The following is a 22,163-nucleotide window of genomic DNA, read 5'->3' as shown; positions in this document are numbered from 1 at the left end:
CCGAAAGGCAGACGAGCACATGGCAAGCGTCCAAGCCAGCGAGGGAAACGAGTCTCGATTCTAGGGGCGATTAGTCTGCGGGAGGTCGTGACTTACTGCAATCTCATGGGGTCAACTGATGGACTGACCTTTGAAGCCTTTATTTCCCAGAAACTTGTGCCTAAGTTATGGAAAGGTGCCTGTGTCATCCTGGATAACTGCTCTATTCATCTGGGTGAAGACGTTAGAAATTTGATTGAGGATGCAGGAGCCAAGCTAATTTTCCTACCCCCTTACTCACCAGACTTTTCGCCTATCGAGAATTGCTTTTCAAAGATTAAGAGCATTCTGCGTTCGATTAAGGCACGCAGTTATCCAGAACTTGCCAAAGCTATTGATGAAGCTTTCTCCCAGGTGTCATCGAGCGACTTAAGGAACTGGTTCTCTCATTGCTGTTACTGTGCCTCACCAGCATAAAAAACGCTGTATATTTTTCATGTATTATTTGATCGTCAGCCGTAACGGAATTCGATTATCTCTAGAAACAGAAGAAATAGACGGTCAATTCCCAGTGTAATGATCGATAGTGCAATAATCGATAGTGCAATAATTGACTCTGGTTTGTTGTTGCGCTTGATGTTGATATCTTTTACTTTTTTATTTGAGTGATCTCGAAAACAGGAAGCCAAAAAGCAGGAAGTCAAAAAACAGGAAGCCCGAACAATAGTCAGCATGTTCAATCATAGATTCGCTTTTTATAGATTGGAATCACAAGAAAATCCCCCAATCTATCGTGCGATTTGCTGTGCAATCAGGTATTTGGAACAGAACCTTAGGATCGTGGATTTAATAACTCCGAGATTTTCAGCCCTCACCCCCAACCCCCAACCCCTCCCCCTCTCCCGCCGGGAGAGGGGGCAGGGGGGTGAGGGCAAGCAGAAGTTTATCGGTGTTATTTAATTCTCATTCCTTAAGAGCTGGCAGGATTCTGGATCTGTGTATCCAGATGTATCCAAATGTTTATGTTTTAGTAGGCATTCTTCTAGGCAAAATTCTATTGCAGAAGTCTTACTAAAAATTACAGGTGAGCAAGCAGCATCAGTAAATCGCATGAATGGGCACAGTTGGTTCCGGTAAATCCTGATGAAATTGGATCAGCAGAATGAGTGGGCTATCATAGTTCACCAGACTTGTTTAAGGCATTGAGTTTTTCCTTGATTTTTCTGAATTGGAGTACAGCTTATGGTTGCCACACCGTCTAAGCCAACCCAGGATATGTCCACCAGTGCCTTCGGGCAAGCACGATCGACTGTTGAAGGGACACCCCTCAGTGCTGTGGAACTGTCGAGACTGCATGCTTTCTGGCGGGCTAGTAACTACCTGGCCGTTGGGATGATTTACTTGCGAGAGAACCCCCTGCTCCGGGATTCTCTCAAGCCAGAGCAAATCAAGAAGCGACTGCTGGGGCACTGGGGATCAAGCCCTGGGATCAGTTTCCTCTACACCCATCTGAACCGGATCATCAATAAGTTTGATCAGGACATGCTGTTCATGGTGGGTGCTGGACATGGTGCGCCTGGATTCCTAGGTCCCTGCTATCTGGAGGGCAGCTACTCCCACTATTTCCCGGAGTGCAGTGAAGATATTGAGGGCATGCGCCAGTTTTTCAAGCAGTTCTCGTTCCCTGGGGGCATTGGTAGCCACTGTACCCCTGAGACCCCCGGCTCAATCCATGAAGGGGGTGAGTTGGGCTACAGCCTCTCCCACGCCTACGGTGCTGCCTTTGATAATCCAAACCTGATTGTGGTGGCCATGCCTGGAGATGGGGAATCAGAAACAGGCCCTCTGGCCACCTCCTGGCACTCAAACAAGTTCATCAACCCGATTCGGGATGGTGCGGTGCTGCCAGTGTTGCACCTGAATGGTTACAAGATCAACAACCCAACCATTCTCTCCCGAATCAGCCATCGGGAGTTGAAGGCCCTGTTTGAAGGCTATGGGTATGACCCCTACTTTGTGGAAGGGTCCGATCCCGAATCGATGCATCAGGCCATGGCAGCCACCCTGGATCACTGTGTGGCCCAGATTCACAGTATTCAGCAGGAAGCCCGTTCCAGTGGGGTGGCAATCCGTCCCATCTGGCCCATGATTGTGATGCGTACCCCGAAGGGATGGACCGGCCCCTCAGAAGTCGATGGTCATAAGGTAGAGGGGTTCTGGCGGGCGCACCAGGTACCCATGGGCGGGATGCACAACAATCCAGAGCACCTGCAACAGCTAGAGGCGTGGATGCGGGCTTATCTGCCAGAGGAACTGTTTGACGAGCAAGGCACCCTGCTGCCAGACATTAAGGCGATAGCACCTGCAGGCAACAAACGCCTGGGCTCCACACCCTACGCTAACGGGGGGTTGCTGCGGCGTGCCCTGAAGATGCCTGATTTCCGAGAGTACGGTGTGCAGGTCAATCAGCCAGGTACCATTGAGGCCGAGAACACCAAGCCCCTGGGGGTTTTTCTGCGGGATGTCATGAAGTGCAACATGACCAACTTCCGGGTGTTTGGTCCTGACGAAAATACTTCCAACAAGCTGCATGCGGTGTACGAAGTCAGCAAGAAGTTCTGGATTGCGGACTACCTGCCAGAGGATGCGGATGGTGGAGAACTGTCCCCCGATGGGCGGGTGATGGAGATGTTGAGTGAGCACACCCTGGAAGGCTGGTTGGAAGGCTACCTGCTGACTGGACGCCATGGTTTCTTCTCGACCTACGAGTCATTTGCCCATGTGATTGATTCCATGTTTAACCAGCATGCCAAGTGGTTGGAGATCTGTAATCGCATCCATTGGCGGGAAGAAATTGCATCCTTGAACTTGCTCATTACCTCTACGGTGTGGCGACAAGATCATAATGGTTTTACCCATCAAGACCCAGGGTTTCTCGATGTGGTGCTGAACAAGAGCCCAGATGTGGTTCGCATTTACCTCCCTCCTGATGTCAATACCTTACTGTCTGTTGCTGATCATTGCTTACGCAGTAAGAACTATATCAATGTGATTGTGTCGGATAAGCAGTTGCACCTGCAATATCACACCATGGATGCAGCGATTAAGAACTGCACTAAGGGTATTGATATTTGGGAGTGGGCCAGTACGGATCAGGGTGGGGAACCGGATGTGGTCTTAGCGACAGCAGGGGACATTCCCACCCAGGAGTCTCTGGCAGCCTCCTGCATTCTGCGCGAGCATTTCCCGGATTTGAAGATCCGGTTTATCAATGTGATTGACCTGTTCAAATTGCAACCTGAAATCGAGCATCCTCACGGGTTGAGCGATCGGGACTTTGACAGCCTCTTCACCCTCGATAAGCCTATTATCTTCAACTTCCATGGCTACCCCTGGCTTGTTCACCGTCTCACTTACCGTCGGACCAATCACAAGAACCTGCATGTGCGCGGTTACAAAGAAAAGGGGAATATCAATACTCCGCTAGATCTGGCTATCTGTAACCAGGTCGATCGCTTCAGTATTGCGATCGACGTGATCGATCGGATTCCCAAGCTGAAAGTTGCAGGGGCTCACATCAAAGAAATGCTCAAGGATGAGCAAATTGACTGTCGCAACTACGCCTACGAACATGGGATTGATCGTCCGGATGTAGTGAATTGGAGATGGCCTTACTAAGCACGAGGAAGGGGGAATTTATCCCCCTTTTTTGATTTCTATTGCAGTTGCAGCCAAGCCGTTTTGCACCCTAAGGAATGAGAATTAAATAAAGTGTCAAACTCCTGATTGCCCTCATCCCAATCCCTCTCCCAAATTTGGGAGAGGGATTGGGGTTAGGGGTAGGGGCTGAAGAAATCCAGGCTATTTAATTCCCGTTCCTAAGCAGGAAGAGAGAGCTACTTTCCTGCTTTAGGAGCCTTAGGATTGATCAACCTGTTGCTTAATTTTGCTTCCATACAACTTGAGTCATGACACAGTAACCCAAGCCTATTCTGACAGCAGTGATTGAGAGCAAATGTATGAATGTTGACAGATTGAACTTTGAAATATCCGCAGACGCTCAAGCCCTAATCCCTGAAGAAAGATTGACCTCGATCGTGAATGCCTTTACACACCTGGATGTGAACCAGGATGGCAAGATCGAGATTGATGAATATCTCAACTTTACCCTGGCCGAGGAGAAGAAACGCCTGACAAAGCGTTTTGAGGCACTGGACATGGATAAGGATGGGTGTATTGAGTTTGAAGAGTTTGTGGTTGCGACTGAACCGACCTTCCAGATTCTGAAAAAGTTCCGTGAACTAGACCTTGACCAGAACGGCCTGCTTTCCCTGGAAGAGGCAATTAACATTGCCAATCATCTGGTCTTACCGCTCAGTGTCGAGCAAGTTAAAACTATTCTGGGTGAAGCTGATCACAACGGGGATGGGCAGATCACCTACTACGAATACCTGGGCGCGATCGCGCACATCGGCTTCCAGTAAACCGGCTCCCCACTGTAAGTTAACGAGGTTTGTATGGACACCAAAGCCCTCTGGGAACGCTACGAAGATTGGCTTTACTACCACGAAGGTCTGGATCTGTACGTGGATGTGAGCCGCATGCGATTCGATGATGCCCTGCTTGAAATCCTGAAGCCAAAGTTTGACAAGGCATTTCAGGATATGGAAGCCCTGGAGGGCGGTGCGATCGCCAATCCCGATGAGAACCGGATGGTGGGGCACTACTGGCTGCGAGACCCCGATCGAGCACCCGCCAACCTCCGTAAGGAGATTGTGGAGACCCTGAATGAGATCGAAGCCTTTGCTCAGAAGGTGCATAGTGGGACCATTCACCCACCAGAAGCTTCCCGGTTTACCGATATTCTGTCGATCGGCATCGGAGGTTCGGCCCTGGGGCCAGAATTTGTCGCAGAGGCGCTGGCTCCCGATTTTCCCCCGATGAACATTCACTTCATCGACAATACAGACCCTGCAGGCATTGATCGGGTGCTCAAGCGGCTGCAGGATCGGCTCAAGAGCACGCTCATCATCATTACCAGCAAATCAGGCGGCACCCCCGAAACCCGAAATGGCATGCTGGAGGTGAAGCATGTCTATGAGCAACAGGGCTTACACTTCCCCTCCCATGCTGTTGCCATTACGGTTCCTGGCAGCAAAATGGATGAGCTAGAGCGGATGGAAGGCTGGCTGGCTGAGTTTCCCATGTTTGATTGGGTGGGAGGACGCACCTCAGAAATGTCGGCGGTTGGGTTGCTATCTGCCTCCCTGTTAGGCATCGATATTCGATCGCTACTGGCCGGGGCAAAGGAAATGGATGCGGCTACCCGTGTGCCTCAGATCAGGCGGAATCCAGCAGCTCTGCTCACCCTGGCCTGGTACTGCGCCGGTAATGGCAAAGGCGAGAAAGACATGGTGATGCTGCCCTATAAGGACAGTTTGTTGCTGTTCTCGCGCTATCTGCAACAGTTGGTGATGGAATCCCTGGGCAAGGAAAAGGATCTGGACGGGAACACGGTGCATCAAGGAATTGCCGTTTATGGCAACAAAGGCTCCACAGACCAGCATGCCTATGTACAACAACTCCGAGAAGGGGTGCCCAACTTCTTCGCCACCTTCATTGAAGTCCTGGAAGATCGATCGGGTCCGTCAATCGAGGTGGAACCGGACGCCACATCGGGCGATTTTCTCTCCGGCTTCATACAGGGCACCCGACAGGCCCTGTATGAAAATCATCGGGACTCGATCACCGTCACCATTCCACAGGTCAATCCTCGCATCGTGGGAGCCCTGATCGCTTTGTATGAACGGGCAGTCGGGTTCTATGCCTCGCTGGTCAACATCAATGCCTATCACCAGCCGGGCGTAGAGGCCGGCAAGAAAGCAGCCGCATCCGTCCTCGATTTACAGCGGCAGATTCTGACTGTCCTCAAAAATGCAGACCAACCCCTGGACCTGGCAACTCTAGCAGAAAAAGCTGCTGCTGCTGACAAGCTTGAAACGGTTTACAAAATTGTGCGTCACCTGGCAGCCAACCAGCGGGGAGTGACCTTACAGGGAGATCGGGCTAAACCCTCTAGTCTGTTAGTCATGGGTCACTAGTCAAATGCCTCATCCCTCCAAACCCACCCCGGCGCTACGCGCCACCCCTCCTGGGAGGGGACCAAATGACCCATGACCAACAAAAAATGGCTAATAAAAAACAATACGGAGAAAGCTGAATTATGGTCAGTTCTGTTCCTGGAACTATTCAAATCGAAGACGATCGCACTGGGATTAATGTTGAGACACTGAAACGGGCATTTCTGGATAACCTGTTCTATATCCAGGCCAAGTTTCCCAAAATCTCGACGAAGAATGACTACTATATGGCACTGGCCTATACGGTGCGCGATCGCTTGCTCAATCGCTGGCTGAACACAACCCAGACTTATCTGGAAAAAGCACCCCGCATGGTTGCCTACCTGTCGGCTGAGTTTCTTATGGGGCCTCACCTGGGAAATAATCTGATTAACCTGGGACTTTACGATGCGGTCAAGCAGGCCATGGAGGAATTTGGCCTGAGCCTGACGGATCTGCTGGAGCAGGAAGAAGAACCCGGATTGGGCAATGGGGGCCTGGGTCGCCTTGCTGCGTGCTACGTTGACTCTCTGGCCACGCTGGAAATCCCTGCGATCGGCTATGGCATCCGCTACGAATACGGCATTTTCGACCAGGACATCAAAGATGGCTGGCAGGTCGAAATTACCGATAAGTGGTTGCGTTATGGGAATCCCTGGGAAGTGGCCCGCCCAGAAGCAGAATTAGAAGTGAAGTTCGGTGGGCACTCAGAAGCTTACCAGGATGAGCAGGGTCACTATCATGTGCGGTGGGTTCCCTACAAGGTGGTGAAAGGAGTTCCCTACGACACGCCCATCCTGGGTTTCCAGACGAATACAGCCAACACCCTACGCCTGTGGAAAGCAGAAGCACCCGAATCTTTTGATTTTGAAGCCTTCAATAAAGGCGATTACTTTGGCGCTGTTCACGAAAAGAGCGAGTGTGAAAATATCACCAAAGTGCTTTACCCCAATGATGAATCCCACCAGGGTAAGCAACTGCGATTGGAGCAGCAGTACTTTTTTGTCTCCTGTTCCTTGCAAGACATGATTCGGATGATGAAGATGAAAAATCTTCCCCTGGAACGGTTCCATGAGCAATATGCCATTCAGTTGAATGACACCCACCCCACGATCGGTGTTGCTGAATTAATGCGGCTCCTGTTGGATGACTCCGGGTTCACCTGGGAAAAGGCTTGGGAGATCACGACCAAAACCTTTGCCTACACCAACCATACCCTGCTCCCTGAAGCACTGGAACGCTGGCCCCTACCTATGTTCGGGAGTCTGTTACCTCGTCATCTGGAGATTATCTACGAAATTAATCAGCGGTTTTTGGATGAAGTTCGGATCCGGTTCCCGGATGATTTCGATCGCATTCGTCGCATGTCCATCATTGATGAAAGCGGTGAGCGCTATGTCCGCATGGCTAACCTTGCCTGCGTGGGTAGCTCTGCTATCAATGGTGTTGCTGAACTCCACAGTGAATTGCTGAAACAGACGACCCTGCATGATTTCTATGAGATGTATCCAGGGAAGTTCACGAATGTGACCAATGGCGTCACCCCTCGCCGGTTCATGGTGCTGAGCAACCCCCGGTTGACAAACCTGATTACCAGCAAGATTGGCGAAAGCTGGATTAAAAATTTGGATGAACTGCGCCAATTGGAAAACTTCAGCCATGATGCCAGCTTCCGCAACGAATTCCGTCAGGTGAAGCAAGCGGTGAAGCAAGATCTAGCCAACTACATTCGAACCAACTACCAAATTGAGGTAGATGTCAACTCCCTATTCGATATTCAGGCCAAGCGCATTCATGAATACAAGCGACAGCACCTGAATGCCCTTTATATCATTACCCTGTACAACCGGATCAAGGCCAATCCCAATCTGGATAGTACACCGCGCACCTTCCTGTTTGGAGGAAAGGCAGCACCTGGCTATTACATGGCCAAACTGATCATCAAGTTGATCAATTCCATTGCCCAGATCGTGAACAACGACCCCGATATGCATGGTCGTCTCAAAGTGGTGTTCCTGAAGGACTACAACGTTAAGTTTGCCCAGCGGGTCTACCCTGCCGCTGACCTCTCAGAGCAAATTTCTACGGCAGGCAAGGAAGCCTCTGGTACGGGTAATATGAAGTTCTCGATGAACGGAGCCCTGACGATCGGGACTCTGGATGGAGCCAACATTGAAATTCGGGAAGCTGTCGGAACCGATAACTTCTTCCTGTTTGGGTTGACCGCCGCAGAAGTGCAGGCCCAAAAAGCCGCTGGATACAATCCCTGGGATTACTACCACAACAACCCAGAACTCAAGCGAGTGATCGATCGGATTGCCTCCGGCTTCTTCTCCCATGGGGACAGGAACCTGTTCAAGCCCCTGATCGATTCCCTGCTCTATCGGGATGAGTACCTCCTGTTGGCCGATTACCAATCCTACGTGGAATGCCAGGATCGGGTAAGTCAGGCATACCGCGATCAAGACCACTGGACCCGGATGTCGATTCTGAACGTGGCCCGCATGGGTAAGTTCTCCAGCGATCGCTCCATTCGGGATTACCTCCAGAACATCTGGAAGGCTTCTGCTGTCAGCGTAGACGTGCCAGAGTACAGCCAAAAAACGAACGGTGACTTAAAGCTGAGCTACTGAAGGTTCTGTATGACTTCCAACAGAGGGAGTGTTTGGGATGACCGATAGGTTGAGCCGCTGAATGGGAAAACGGTCACGAGCGGTTCTGGGGGGAGGGGGCCATGGTGACATGGTCCCGCTGACTCGACTCACCACAAATCGGCAGGTGGATGCAGAACTTGGTACCTTGACACACCTCAGATCGAACTTCTAAGTGACCACCATGTTTTTCTACTACAATTTGACGGGCAATAGCCAATCCCAATCCCGTTCCTTTACCCACGCCTTTTGTCGTAAACAAATGATCAAAAACCTTTGCTTTCACATCTTCGGTTATACCTTTGCCATTGTCACAAATCTGGATCTGCACTTGGTTAGAATCAACTAATGTACGAATTATAATTTGTTGAGGATTGGCTTCCAGTTCAGCAAAAGTCTGGTTTTTTGCCATTTCATCGAACATATCGATCGCATTTGCCAAGATATTCATAAACACCTGGTTTAATTGTCCAGGGAAGCATTCAATGGGCGGCAAATCACCATAGTCTTGAATGACTTGAATGGCAGGGCGATTTTCGTTGGCTTTGAGCCGATATTTGAGGATCAACAGAGTACTTTCAATGCCTTCGTGTAAGTTAGCACTGACCTTGTATTGTGTATCCGCGCGGGAAAAAATGCGCAGGCTGGTGCTGATACTTTTGATGCGATCATTCGCGCCTTGCATCGAATCCAATAGCTTGGGCAAGTCTTCGATCAGAAAGTCCAGGTCAATATCTTCCGCTTTATCTTGCACAGGTGCTGCTGGATTGGGATGGTGCTGCTGATAGAGGGCTATATAGCTGAGGAGGTCTTGCACATAGTCTTTGGCATTGTTGATACTGCCATTGAGGAAGCCGATCGGATTATTAATTTCGTGGGCGACCCCTGCGACTAGATTTCCGAGCGATGCCATTTTCTCACTTTGCACAATTTGCAGTTGGGAATGCTCAAGCTGTTGGGCATAAGTCTGGGCCTGTTGATAGAGGCGAGCATTTTGCAAGGAAATGGCAGCTTGGGCACAGAGGAAGTTCAATAGTTCAATGCGATCGCTGGTAAATGCGCCAACGATGACATGATTCTCCAAATACAAAATAGCAACTAGTTTGCCCTGATGAAGAATCGGGGTGCATAGGACACTCTTGGGTTGCTGTTGCACAACATAGGCGTCTGTTGCTAGAGCAGGATGGATAGTGGCGTCCACAATGACCACGGGTTGCAAACTCCGTTTAACGGTGTGAATCAAGCCGTGGGGAACCTCAGGGCTACTGGACAGAGCGATGGGTTCTACCCGCGCTGGTTGATCGATGGTGGCAACGGCTTCCACAAACCATTCCTGCTCACGCGCTAGCAACAATGCTCCTTTGTCTGCCCCAGCATTTTCTAACACGGTATGTAGCAAGGTTGCTAGGAGTTTGTCGAGTTGAATTTCGCTAGAGAGGGTTTGGGATGCTTTCAGAATGGTTGCCAGGTTGAGCGCGGCAGCAATACTGCTACTGTCAGAATTATAAGTCTGAGTATCGGGAGTCTGAAGTGTGGCTGAGTCTAGTGCAAAAAGGGTTTCATTGGTAGATATGGCAATATTCGGCTTTTGGAGAATGGACGCGAGCAGTTTGGGATAGCGGCGTTCTAAGTCCTGGGTTTTGGCTTTCGCGCCCCAGCGAGCATAACCGTAGTAGGCATTTGTAAGATAATCTTGGGCAATTTTTTCTTTACCCCAATTCAGGTAGAACTGAGCAGTAAGTTCATTGGCTAGAGCCTCTTCCTGGATATAGCCATTTGCTTTGGCTTCGGCAATAGCACGATCATATAGGGATATCGCTTCTAAGCTGTTACCCAAAAGGGAGCACCGTAATGCTTCTACTAGAAAGTACTTGTGTTGATAATTGATCGGAGCAGCATTGGCATGGATGCCTAACTTTGCTTGATTTTCATCAACCTGAGAGAGAAGTTCTACTTGCTGCGAGGGGTCAACCGTTGGATAAAGTGTGAGACGAGTCAGTGAATCGTAGTAGTAATAAACTGGTGCAGAAGGCATACCCATGCCAGCTTTAAGATATCTTTTCCCTTCATTACCATCCTGAATTGCAGCAGAAATATCTCTAAATGAGAAGCTCAATATTAACTTGGATAGGTAAAATAAATGGAGTGCTAATTCATCATTTTCTTTGCAGAGTATTGATAGATATTCTGCTTCGTCGCTGGCATCACTGCCAAGACGATTTGGAGTTTGACCAAACTCAGTAAAATTTTTAATAGAATAACGAAGGATATGTGCCCAATTCAAAAAATGTTGACTTGTGGCAAACTTTTCCTGATAAATATTGAGTTCTTTTAGTAAGCTATTTAAGTCCTCTGCACCACTTAAATAGGTATACATTAATCTAAACGAAGTAGAAACAAGTGAATGAACTGAATCACCCATTTGTAATCCAACCTGATAGGATTCCTTTAATAAATTGATTGCTTGTTGAATACTGTCTCGATTGGATTGATTAAACGCAGCGACCTTAAACTGAACCATACTCTGAACCGATCGTTCAGAGAATCGGTCCATAATTTTAAGGGCTAGCTGGCCAAATTGATACCCTTCTTCTAGCTTATTCAACACTGTGCTAACAATAATTCCAAAGTCTGCATATCCTGGTGCAGAAAAAGGCGAGTTACCATATTTAAGCGATAAGTTGACCTCCTCACAAGCAATAATGGGAAAGAGATGGGGAGCCGCCTGATGAACGGACGGAACAAGGCTAATCATAATCCGTAAAGCAGCTAAAGCATTGGCTTCCTGCATGACTGGGAAGTTCACTAACTCTGCGATCGGGCAACTTGGCAGAGATGCCAGCGTGTTTTCGGTCAGTTGTTGAATGTCCCAAGGAGTGATGGACTCAGGAAAAATTACCCCCAGTTTCTGAAGGATTTCTCTCCCCACTGTAATTGCCTGAAGCTGTTGATTTCGTACTTGATATGCTTGGAGTCTGACTTCATACACTTTCACTTGGTCAAGTAAGGTACTGGTGCGTTCCAACACCACCTGAATCAGAGTTTCCATCTGCTCAAAATCACAATTCAGCAATGCCACCTCTGCTGCTTCCTCGTATAAGTTACGCATCAGATCAGGGTCAATATCCCAACCACTTTCTGTTAATAACTGCATCCCATAGGCGAGGTAATGCTGTGCTGCACTATAGGCGGTTGATTCTTTGGCTTTGCGACCTGCCTTTAGATTTAACCGAGTATATTGCTGACGTTGAGCAAGTGAAGGTATCAGTGAAATACCATAATTTAATTGATTGACAATCTCAAAAATTCGCTCATCTTGTTGGGTTTCGTCAGTATTTTGCAAAAGTAGTTGCCCAATGGTGAGATGAGTTCGTTGCTTCTGTTCCTCTGGAATCAATGCATAAGCTGCTTGTTGGACCCGATCGTGCAAAAATCGATACGTCGGATTGACTGCACTTTGTGAATCAGCCTGCTCCAATTCCTCTGCCTGAAAAAACTTATAGATCTGACTGATCGGCAAAATCAAGCCTTCCTGCAATACTTTCCACAATGCCGTTGCTGCATCGGCTGATGATTGTTCCGAGACGATCGCCAACGTCGCCAAATCAAACTGGTTACCGATACAGGCTGCCCACTTTAGCACCTGTTGTGTTTCGAGGGGCAATTTCTGCAATTGCAACACCATAAACTCCACAACATCATCAGTGATTGCCAGTGCGCTCACCTGGGCAATATCGCATGTCCAATAGCGGCGATCATGATCGAAACAGATTCGTCCATCTTCATGCAACACTTTGAGAAACTGTGTCGTAAAAAAAGGATTGCCCTTTGTTTTGTGATCGATTAATTCAGTCAGGGGTTGTGCGATTACCCTGGAACAATTTAAGGTATCCGCGATCAGACGATTGGTATCGTCAAACGCCAAGGGGGCCAGGGTAATTGTATGGACGATCGCCCTGGATTTCTTCAGTTCCTCCACCGTCAAAATAAACGGGTGGGTCAGTGAGACTTCATTATCGCGATAGGCCCCTAACATCAACAGATAGCCATTACCATTCATCAGCAGTTTGATCAATTGCAGTGAAGCCAAATCTGCCCACTGTAAATCGTCCAAAAATAACACCAATGGATGTTCTGCTGTTGTAAATACCTCAATAAACTTTTGAAATAGTAAGTTAAATCGGTTCTGTGCTGCACTGCCTGATAGCTCTGGAGCACCCAGTTGTTTGCCAATAATCTGCTCCAGTTCTGGGATTACATCTACCAGAATTTGTCCATTCTCTCCCACGGCTGCCAAAATCTTAGTTTGCCATTGCAGCAGTTGCAGATCAGATTCTGAGAGCAATTGTCCCATCAGATCCCGCAATGCTTGCACAAAGGCTGAGAACGGAATATTGCGATTGAACTGGTCAAACTTGCCTTTAATGAAGTAACCCCGTTGCTGTACAATCGGCTTGTGGACTTCATTCACGACTGCCGTTTTGCCAATGCCTGAAAAACCTGCCACCAGCATTAGTTCTGAACTGCCACGCGCAACTCGGTCGAAGGCTGCTAATAATGTCTGGACTTCAGCTTCTCGGCCATAGAGTTTTTCGGGAATCAAGAAGCGATCACTTAAGTCACGCTGTCCTGGCTCAAACTCTGCAATTCCACCTGTTTCCTGCCACTGGGCCAAACACCGTTCCAAGTCATGTTTTAGTCCCAGGGCACTTTGATAGCGATCTTCCGCGTTTTTCGCCATCAGTTTTGTGACGATCGTCGCCACCATCGCAGGCACATCAGGGTTAACCTGATGGACAGGGAGCGGAATTTTCGCCATGTGACAATGCATTAACTCCAATGGATCGTCTGAGATAAATGGCAAGGTTCCGGTTAGCAGTTGATACAGGGTTACCCCTAACGCATAGAAATCAGCACGATAATCAATGCCGCGATTCATCCGCCCAGTTTGTTCCGGAGCGAGATACGCCAGGGTGCCTTCCAAAATGTTAGGACTTTGGATCTCCTGGGTTTCTTTGGGCAACAAGGACGCAATACTAAAGTCGATCAATTTAACTTGTTTCGACTCTGGGTGAATCAGAATATTGGCAGGTTTGATGTCTTTATGTACCACCCGATGCTGACACAAATCATGCAGAATATTGGACAGTTGGATGCCTATTGCCAGCACCTCCGTCAGAGCTAAGGGGTGCTGCTGAATGTACTTCCCCAAAGACACTTCCCCCCCATCCTCCATGACCAAGGCATAGCCACTGCCCAGCAGTTCCAAACTCAAGGGATGGACAATCCCAGGAATAGGGAGATTTTTGGCGATCGTATATTGATTGCGAAATTGCAACAATTCGCTGAAGCTCGGATAGTCCCGCCGTAGCATCTTAATCACGACCAGACGCTGTTGGACTGTTTGCACCGCTCGATAGACTGCTGTTCGAGACCCCAGATACAGTTGCTCAACAATGGTATAGCCAGAAATTTCAGGGGATAAATGAATAGGAGAGCTGGCGAGAAGAGTCATAGGTTTGGGTGGGCCGTGCTACTCTAAATGTGGTTGAGTCACTCCTTCAAAAATAAAGAACAATTGTGTAAATTTTGTGGATATTACACGAGTCGTTAACAGAACTTGGTGGCTTAAATTGGCCTAGTAATCTTGGTAATCTTGTAGTCATCCGGTTATGACTATGCTTGTGAAAATAATTCACCCATACCCCAATATTGAATCCCATCGCCCTTCCGAATCATAGATGCAGGAACAGGCGCGATAGTTCACCTGAACTGAATCATGGAGTGCAACTAGTGACTAATGACCAATGACGCATAACCAATGACCAAATGACTCATAACCTAATGACAACCAATTATGAAACCACTCATTCATCGCACGAAGATTGTGGCGACGATCGGCCCTGCCAGTGATTCTCCTGAGATGATCCGGAAGATGTTGCTGGCGGGTATGAATGTGGCACGGCTCAACTTCTCCCACGGTAAGTATGAGGATCATGCTGAGCGGATCAAACGGTTACGGAATGCCGCCACCGACCTGGACTTACCCCTGATGCTCCTGCAAGACTTGCAGGGACCGAAGATTCGGGTGGGGGATTTGCCTGCAGAGGGGATGCTCCTGCAGGAGGGGGAGACCCTGACCCTGGTTCCGATCGGGGACTACAGCGGACAACCACGCACCGTCGGCATCGATTATCCCCATGTGGCCGAAGAAGCAGAACCAGGCACCCAGGTGCTGCTGGACGATGGTCTCCTGGAACTCCAGGTGGAGCGCATTGATGGTAATGCCGTCCATTGTCGGGTGATTGAGGGAGGTATCCTCAAAAGCCACAAGGGGGTCAACTTTCCGTCATTGAATCTGCGCCTGCCTTCCATGACGGAGAAAGATAAGCGCGACCTGGACTTTGGGATTGCCCAAGGGGTGGACATCATTTCCCTCAGCTTTGTCCGCAAACCAGAAGATATCCAGATGCTGAAAGCCTTGCTGCAGCAGAAGGGAGCCCAGATCCCTGTACTGGCTAAGCTGGAGAAACCCCAGGCGATTTCCAACCTGGAGGCGATCGTGGATGAATGTGATGCCATCATGGTGGCCCGTGGGGATTTGGGGGTCGAAATGAGTCCGGAGAAGGTGCCCCTGATTCAAAAGCGGATCATCCAGCTCTGCAACCAGAAGGGAATTCCGGTGATTACGGCGACCCAGATGCTGGACAGCATGATCCACAATCCCCGCCCCACCCGCGCCGAAGCCAGTGATGTGGCCAATGCGATTATGGACGGCACCGATGCGGTGATGCTCTCTGGGGAATCCGCAGTCGGGGATTATCCCGTGGAAGCGGTCAAAATGCTGGCCCGCATTGCGACGGAAGTGGAACCTGCAATCCAGTTTGTCAACTATCCCCCCAAACGGATTGATGATGCCGAGGCCATCAGTGAAGCATTGCACGCGATCGATGACACCCTGAATCTGCAATGTATTGTGGCCTTCACCGAAACGGGTTATACCGCCCACCTGGCCTCGGAGGAACGTCCCAAAGCTCCGATCGTGGCCTATACCCCTGATCCCAAAATCTATCACCGGCTCAGCCTCAACTGGGGAGTCAGACCAGTTTTGCTCCAGAGCTTCTCAGGCCCCCTGACCGATGTGTTGAAACAGATGGAGACCGATTTAATTCAACGTCACTTTGCCGCACCTGGGGATAAAGTGCTGGTTATGGGTGGTATTCCGTTTGGTCAGGCTGGTAGCACAAACTTCCTCAAAATTCACACCATCGCAGTTGAGGGATAGCAAACCATGGCTAAATTGATTTTGACCCGCCACGGGCAGAGCCTTTGGAACGCAGAAAACAAATTTACTGGATGGGTCGATGTGCCCCTGAGCGAAATGGGGCGGGCAGAAGCCACGATCGCCTCCTGCAAGCTCAAAGACTACCGGGTCCAGGTCTGTTTCACCAGTATGCTGTTTCGCGCCATTGAAACTGCCATCATTATCCTGACGGAAGTGGACGATATTTGCGGCGGTAAAATTCCGATCATCAAGCACGATATCGATGATGCAGATTGGCATGGTTGGGATCAGTACAAGGGCGATCCGACACAGGAACTCCCCGTTTACACAGTGCCCGCTCTGGATGAACGGTATTATGGGGAACTGCAAGGGTTAAATAAAGCTGAAACCGTGGCCAAATTTGGCCAGGAACAGGTGCAACTCTGGCGACGCTCCTATGATATTGCGCCCCCAGGGGGTGAAAGTCTTGCTGATACGGTTAAGCGCACCGTTCCTTTCTTTCGCGATCGCATTATGAAGCACTTAATGACAGGGGATAATGTGCTGATTGCGGCCCATGGCAACTCCCTCCGCTCCATAATTAAACAATTGGAAAATCTATCCGAGGAAGAGATTGTCAAAGTCGAACTTGGAACGGCTATTCCCATCGTGTATGAGATTGATGGTGAAGGCCAGGTGACTGATAAAGTCATTTTGAACTGACCATCACCCTAACTCAGGAATGAGAAAGAAAAGAGGGGTTTGGACTTCAACGGAGTCTGGTTCCATTCTGGCAGGAGTGGCGATAGCAAAAATAGCGTAGACCCAGAAAACTACCGACCAGGATCAGACCCTGCACCATCCAGGGGGCCAGGACAAAACTTAAAACCAGGTTGATGAGGGCAATGATTGTGGCAAAGACAGCCACCATTTCCTCCTGGGTTTGATACCGGGTATAGGCAGCAGCCAGGGCGATCGTTAAAGGAATCAAGAAAGAAATGGCCATGGGTTTAGAGACTGATTTTTTTATTTAAATTATATAGCTATATAACGATTAATAAAAAATCCCTTGTCCTCGATCGCCCCCTGGGATGGCCCGCAGGCTTGCCCAGGGAGAGGGTTAGGACTGTACAGATCTGTGAAGCGCCATGATGGGAGTCTAGATACTTGACAACGATATAACTTTTTAGTTATATAACAATGCAGGTGATTCACCTCCTTGTCATTTTGTTTCATTCATAACGGTTTTTGATTTATGACCACTATTTTGGAACGTCGCAGACGCGACAGTCTGTGGGACCGCTTCTGTAACTGGATTACCAGTACGGAGAACCGACTGTACATTGGCTGGTTTGGAGTGCTGCTCATTCCGACCGCACTGGTCGCCACGATCGTCTTTGTGCTGGCTTTCATTGCCGCTCCCCCAGTCGATATCGACGGCATCCGTGAGCCTGTTACCGGGTCCCTCCTGTATGGCAACAACATCATCACGGCTACGGTTGTACCGACTTCCAATGCGATCGGATTGCACCTCTATCCCATTTGGGAAGCCGCCTCTCTGGATGAGTGGCTCTATAACGGTGGCCCCTACGAGATGATCATTTTCCACTTCCTGATTGCAGTCTATGCTTACATGGGTCGTCAGTGGGAACTCAGCTATCGTCTGGGCATGCGCCCCTGGATTCCCGTTGCCTTTTCCGCGCCTGCTTCGGCTGCGACGGCAGTCTTGTTGATTTACCCGATCGGTCAGGGCAGTTTTTCCGACGGTCTGATGTTGGGGATTTCCGGCACCTTCAACTTCATGATTGTGTTTACGGCAGAACACAATGTCCTGATGCATCCCTTTCACATGATGGGAGTGATCGGGGTTTTCGGAGGAGCCCTGTTCTCTGCTATGCACGGGTCGCTGGTTACGTCTTCCCTGCTCCGAGAGACAACTGAAGAGGAGTCTGCCAACCATGGCTACAAATTTGGTCAGGAGGAAGAGACTTACAACATTGTGGCGGCCCATGGTTACTTCGGTCGTCTGATCTTCCAATATGCTTCCTTCAATAACTCCCGGGCGCTGCACTTTTTCCTGGCTGCCTGGCCTGTGATTGGGATCTGGTTTGCCTCTCTTGGCATCAGCACCATGTCATTTAACCTGAATGGGTTCAACTTCAATGAGTCTATTCTGGATACTCAAGGGAAGCCCATTCCCACTTGGGCCGATATGCTGAACCGGGCCAACCTGGGGATTGAGGTGATTCATGAGCGCAACGCCCATAACTTCCCGCTGGATTTGGCGGCAGGGGAAGGGCAACCGATCGCAATCTCTGCCCCCACAATTTCCAGCTAACCTCCCATTCCGATTCTCCCTTTTGCGTCTTTGATGAATGCTAAGTCTTGAGCGCCCGCTAAAGGGCGCTTTTTTTTGCAACGGTATATATCCCAAAACTGCCAATACAATCAAGGCAACTCTCCCGGCCATAATCTCCAGTCGAGATCACTGCTTCCGTTAAGCTTCCACCCTGAGAAAGTGGCGATTCTCCGTTGGAGACAATGCCTGAACGCCTGAGCCGTGACGTGTTCGAGTGCCCCTATGCTGCCATGCTCAAGCTCAAGAAAGCCGACAAACCATGGGCTTGGATGAATTTGGAAATTTCTTGCCAGATTCTTAGGGAATGCTCACAATCGCATCAAAGGTGTCTCAGTTTTCTCCAGCATCCTGATAGTCAGTTCAGCAGATCAATTTTATTCACTGACTATCAGGAGACTGAGTTATGAAACCCGTGATTTTAGGTAGTTTATCGATCCTGTTCCTCTCTACAGTGCTGACCCCTGTGGGTCAGGCCGCAGAATCAGGCTCAACCCTCTACGCCCCCAGAGTTCCCTCTGCCCCCACAACGACAATCCCTCAAAATCTTGCCACTATAGCCGCAATTTATGCTCCTAGAGCCCAACGAAATTCTGCATCCAGGGATCAAACTAGTACTCAATTCGGGTCGCGTATTCTCGCACAAAATAGCTTATCCTCAACACGATACAACGCTATTCTGCAGCAAATTGAGTCTAACTCTGCCCAATCCTCCCTATCCCAGGGGAAGTTGGTTCGCTTCAAAGTTCGGATCGAAAACATCTCAACCAAAGATGAATTTATTGCTTCCAATGGGACAAAATGGACCCTAGATTTTTCTCCCGGCTTTTGGCTGGTTTCCAATCAGACTACGCCCCTGTTTAAGGCTAGAGAGCAGGATCGAGGCCAGGGAATTGAGGCGATCGCGGAAGATGGCAATCCCACCCAACTGGCCCAGTCCTTTGCCAGCCAGCCCAGTGGCGTCTTTAACACTGCTGTAGGTGCAACCAAAGCCGGTGGCATTCGTCCGGGACAGGTGTTTGAGTTCACGGTAACCGCGACGCCAGGACAAAAACTCTTCTTCGTCACCATGTTTGGCCAATCCAACGACTGGTTCTACGCCCCCCGTGAATCTGGGATTGCCCTGTTTGATACCAGTGGTCAGCCCATTCAGGGGGATGTGACCACCCAGGTGCAGCTCTGGAATGCTGGCACAGAAGTGGATGAGGAAGCCGGAATCGGCCCCACCCAGGGACCTCGCCAGTCTGCTCCCAATACCGGTGTAGCTGAAAATGGCCCTATTCAAGCTGTGATGCTTCAAGCTCCTTATGCTCAGACTAACCAGGTGATGCGGGTTACTATCATCCCCGAATAGGGCAGCCATCGGGATGCCCCCGAAACCCCATGAATTGATATTGATCCCTTGAAACTACAGGAATTACTGCAATGAAACGACTCATTCACAGCATGGCCACCGTTTTGATTCTGTCCACGATCGCCCCGGCGGTGCAGGCTCAGGCGATCTCCCTGCAGCCCGTGGCGACCCCTTCCCAGGGGCGGGTGGTCAATCGCAAGGCTCTGACGCTGGAAGGTGCACGGGTGATTATTGCGGCGGCGGTGGCCGAAGCTAGACGGAAGAACGCCCCTGGAGGTGCGATCGCCGTCGTTGATGAAGGGGGCAACCTGATCGCCCTGGAACGTCTGGATAACACCTTTGGGGCTGCTGCCAATGTCTCCATTGGCAAAGCCCGTACCGCCGCTCGCTTCAAGCATCCCACCAAGTTTTTTGAGGATGCGATTAAAAATGGTCGAATTTCCTTGGTAGCCATGCCCGATTTCACCCCCCTGCAAGGCGGCGTGTTGATTGAAGTGGAAGGACAGATCATCGGTGCGGTTGGGGTGAGTGGTGCAGCCAGTGCCCAGCAGGATGAGGAGATCGCGATCGCGGGAGCTAACGCCCTCTAATCCTCAGCCAATTAACCCTGATTCCTGCTTCTGTAATGGAGGAGATTATGAAACATCAAATTCTGAGGTTTTTTGCCATTCGTTTACTGATCGTGATTGCTTGTCAAAGTAGTCCTGCCATAGCCCAAACAACCGAGAATGTGCCTGCCCTTCATCCTGAAGCAGTGGTTAATCTGGCTACCCCTGAAGGGGTGCAGATGATCAAGGGGCAGTGGCGCTACAGCGATGCCAAAGTGACAGAGGTGGATTTCCGCAGTGTGGGACCCGATCGTAAACCATCTGGTCCCCCGAACAAAACCTATGACATCACGCCCAAAGCCGGGACTGCCAACTTCGATGATTCCACCTGGGAAGCGATCGAGCCTGATACGTTGGATCAACGTCGTTGCACCGGCAAGCTCTGTTTCAACTGGTATCGCCTCAACCTGACGATTCCGGCCAAAATTGGCAACTTTGATCCCACAGGTTCGGATGTGGTGTTTGAAATTGTGGTGGATGACTATGCTGAAGTCTGGGTGAATGGGCAGTTGCCCCTGGTGTTGGGACAGAGTGGCGGTTCCTTGATTCGGGGCTTTAATGCACCCAATCGTCTGCTCCTGGGCCGCAACATTCGGCCCGGACAAACCTTCCAGATTGCCATCTTTGGAGCTAATGGTCCCCTCTCCAGTCCACCGGAGAATTTCATCTGGATTCGTTCAGCCACCTTAGATTTTTACAAACCCGCTGTGATTGGGAAAATTCAGACGGTTGAGGATGTCAACGTGATCCGGCGAGATCCAGCCCTGGATGCGATCGTGCCCAAAAACGCCAAGTTGGAAAAACTGGCCAGCGGGTTCCAGTTTACCGAAGGTCCAGTCTGGGTGAAGGAGGGCAATTACCTGCTATTCAGTGACCCAAATGCCAACACGATCTACCGCTGGTCCACCGACGGGCAGGTATCGGTGTTCCGCACCAAGAGCGGCTATGCCGGTGTTGATATTGGGGAATACAAGCAACCAGGTTCGAATGGGTTGACCCTCGATCGGGAAGGACGACTCACCATCAACGAACATGGTAATCGGCGCGTCACCCGATTGGAGAAGAATGGGATCGTGACGGTGTTGGCCGATCGGTATGAGGGAAAACGGCTTAACAGTCCGAATGATCTGGTCTATCGATCGGACGGGGCGCTATTCTTCACCGACCCCCCATTTGGACTACCCCAGGTGTTTAAAGACCCCCGCAAGGAATTACCCTACAGTGGAGTCTATTGCCTGCATCAGGGCCAGCTTAAACTGTTGACCCGCGAGTTAAGCGGTCCCAATGGGATTGCCCTCTCGCCGGATGAGAAATACCTGTACGTCGGCAACTGGGATGAAAAACGCAAGGTGGTGATGCGGTACGCGGTGAATCCGGATTGCAGTCTGTCTGGGGGACGAGTCTTCTATGACATGACCCAGGCACCGGGCGAGGATGCCATTGATGGCATCAAGGTGGATCAGCGGGGCAACCTCTATGTCTCCGGTCCCGGCGGGTTGTGGATTCTCTCGCCCCAAGGCAAACATCTGGGGACGATCGTGGGTCCAGAGCATCCCCACAATCTAGCTTGGGGGGATGAGGATGGTCGTACCCTTTATCTGGCAGCCCAGACCAGCATCTATCGAATTCGGCTGAACATTCCAGGGATGCGACCTTAGCCTCATTGCGACGTTGGCAGGGGCGATCGTCTAGGTCAACCCTGCTTCAATCCCCTGACCAATCTGCTACAACATCTGCAAAACATTCACGCAAAACTGATTCAACCGCACCAGGACATTGATGCCCAACACCTGCATGGGTTTTGCTTCGCTCCACCCCTCCTACAAATAATT

The 22,163-nt window shown here is 50.0% G+C and carries 13 protein-coding genes; 11 read left to right on the top strand and 2 right to left on the bottom strand.

Annotation, left to right across the window (positions count from 1 at the left end):
* The 5 genes from BST81_RS03005 to BST81_RS02980 all read left to right on the top strand — a co-directional run.
* Positions 1 to 456: transposase (locus tag BST81_RS03005; protein ID WP_075597071.1), on the top strand; the 456-nt coding region annotated here is incomplete at its 5' end.
* Between the two features lie 765 nt (positions 457 to 1,221).
* Entirely contained in the window at positions 1,222 to 3,657 is a 2,436-nt protein-coding gene (locus BST81_RS02995; RefSeq protein ID WP_075597066.1) for a phosphoketolase family protein, read from the top strand.
* Between the two features lie 341 nt (positions 3,658 to 3,998).
* Positions 3,999 to 4,463 carry an EF-hand domain-containing protein gene (locus tag BST81_RS02990; RefSeq protein WP_075597065.1) on the top strand — a complete coding sequence of 155 codons (465 nt, stop codon included), beginning with the start codon at positions 3,999 to 4,001 and terminating at the stop codon, positions 4,461 to 4,463.
* A gap of 33 nt (positions 4,464 to 4,496) precedes the next feature.
* The gene (locus BST81_RS02985; RefSeq protein ID WP_075597064.1) at positions 4,497 to 6,080 is read left to right on the top strand and encodes a glucose-6-phosphate isomerase; all 1,584 of its coding nucleotides are present in this window, start codon (positions 4,497 to 4,499) and stop codon (positions 6,078 to 6,080) included.
* Positions 6,081 to 6,202: 122 nt separating this feature from the next.
* Complete coding sequence (locus tag BST81_RS02980) at positions 6,203 to 8,731, top strand: glycogen/starch/alpha-glucan phosphorylase (RefSeq protein WP_075597063.1); 2,529 nt, start codon at positions 6,203 to 6,205, stop codon at positions 8,729 to 8,731.
* A gap of 73 nt (positions 8,732 to 8,804) precedes the next feature.
* On the opposite strand, the gene BST81_RS02975 is transcribed toward BST81_RS02980, so the two are convergent.
* Entirely contained in the window at positions 8,805 to 14,264 is a 5,460-nt protein-coding gene (locus BST81_RS02975) for an ATP-binding sensor histidine kinase (protein ID WP_075597062.1), read from the bottom strand.
* A gap of 342 nt (positions 14,265 to 14,606) precedes the next feature.
* Here BST81_RS02975 and pyk point away from each other — a divergent pair, with 342 nt between their 5' ends.
* Both pyk and BST81_RS02965 read left to right on the top strand, forming a co-directional pair.
* Entirely contained in the window at positions 14,607 to 16,034 is a 1,428-nt protein-coding gene (pyk, locus tag BST81_RS02970) for a pyruvate kinase (RefSeq protein WP_075597061.1), read from the top strand.
* Positions 16,035 to 16,040: 6 nt separating this feature from the next.
* Positions 16,041 to 16,736: a 2,3-bisphosphoglycerate-dependent phosphoglycerate mutase gene (locus BST81_RS02965; RefSeq protein ID WP_075597060.1), complete on the top strand. Its 696-nt coding sequence runs from the start codon at positions 16,041 to 16,043 to the stop codon at positions 16,734 to 16,736.
* Positions 16,737 to 16,782: 46 nt separating this feature from the next.
* Here the strand turns inward: BST81_RS02965 and BST81_RS02960 are convergent, their stop codons facing one another.
* Entirely contained in the window at positions 16,783 to 17,019 is a 237-nt protein-coding gene (locus tag BST81_RS02960; RefSeq protein WP_075597059.1) for a hypothetical protein, read from the bottom strand.
* Positions 17,020 to 17,268: 249 nt separating this feature from the next.
* Between BST81_RS02960 and psbA the strand changes: the two genes are divergently transcribed.
* The 4 genes from psbA to BST81_RS26910 all read left to right on the top strand — a co-directional run bounded on the left by psbA (position 17,269) and on the right by BST81_RS26910 (position 21,989).
* Positions 17,269 to 18,351, top strand: a complete 1,083-nt coding sequence (psbA, locus tag BST81_RS02955; protein WP_075597058.1) for a photosystem II q(b) protein — start codon at positions 17,269 to 17,271, stop codon at positions 18,349 to 18,351.
* Positions 18,352 to 18,775: 424 nt separating this feature from the next.
* Complete coding sequence (locus BST81_RS02945) at positions 18,776 to 19,723, top strand: spondin domain-containing protein (RefSeq protein WP_075597056.1); 948 nt, start codon at positions 18,776 to 18,778, stop codon at positions 19,721 to 19,723.
* Between the two features lie 71 nt (positions 19,724 to 19,794).
* Complete coding sequence (locus tag BST81_RS02940) at positions 19,795 to 20,313, top strand: heme-binding protein (protein WP_143780195.1); 519 nt, start codon at positions 19,795 to 19,797, stop codon at positions 20,311 to 20,313.
* A 47-nt stretch (positions 20,314 to 20,360) separates the two neighbouring features.
* A complete protein-coding gene (locus tag BST81_RS26910) occupies positions 20,361 to 21,989 on the top strand; it encodes an SMP-30/gluconolactonase/LRE family protein (protein ID WP_083636621.1) in 1,629 nt (542 codons plus the stop codon).
* Positions 21,990 to 22,163: the final 174 nt, after the last annotated feature.

Source organism: Leptolyngbya sp. 'hensonii' (genome assembly GCF_001939115.1).
In the GTDB taxonomy this organism is placed as follows: domain Bacteria; phylum Cyanobacteriota; class Cyanobacteriia.
Note: the sequence above shows the minus strand (reverse complement) of the source record. Positions and strands in the feature narration are given on the sequence as shown.

Coding starts and splice junctions, on each gene's coding strand:
- BST81_RS02960 (WP_075597059.1), bottom strand. CDS start 17,019: ATGGCCATTTCTTTCTTGATTCCTTTAACGATCGCCCTGGCTGCTGCC.
- psbA (WP_075597058.1), top strand. CDS start 17,269: ATGACCACTATTTTGGAACGTCGCAGACGCGACAGTCTGTGGGACCGC.
- BST81_RS02985 (WP_075597064.1), top strand. CDS start 4,497: ATGGACACCAAAGCCCTCTGGGAACGCTACGAAGATTGGCTTTACTAC.
- BST81_RS02995 (WP_075597066.1), top strand. CDS start 1,222: ATGGTTGCCACACCGTCTAAGCCAACCCAGGATATGTCCACCAGTGCC.
- pyk (WP_075597061.1), top strand. CDS start 14,607: ATGAAACCACTCATTCATCGCACGAAGATTGTGGCGACGATCGGCCCT.
- BST81_RS02990 (WP_075597065.1), top strand. CDS start 3,999: ATGAATGTTGACAGATTGAACTTTGAAATATCCGCAGACGCTCAAGCC.
- BST81_RS02965 (WP_075597060.1), top strand. CDS start 16,041: ATGGCTAAATTGATTTTGACCCGCCACGGGCAGAGCCTTTGGAACGCA.
- BST81_RS02980 (WP_075597063.1), top strand. CDS start 6,203: ATGGTCAGTTCTGTTCCTGGAACTATTCAAATCGAAGACGATCGCACT.
- BST81_RS02945 (WP_075597056.1), top strand. CDS start 18,776: ATGAAACCCGTGATTTTAGGTAGTTTATCGATCCTGTTCCTCTCTACA.
- BST81_RS02975 (WP_075597062.1), bottom strand. CDS start 14,264: ATGACTCTTCTCGCCAGCTCTCCTATTCATTTATCCCCTGAAATTTCT.
- BST81_RS26910 (WP_083636621.1), top strand. CDS start 20,361: ATGAAACATCAAATTCTGAGGTTTTTTGCCATTCGTTTACTGATCGTG.
- BST81_RS02940 (WP_143780195.1), top strand. CDS start 19,795: ATGAAACGACTCATTCACAGCATGGCCACCGTTTTGATTCTGTCCACG.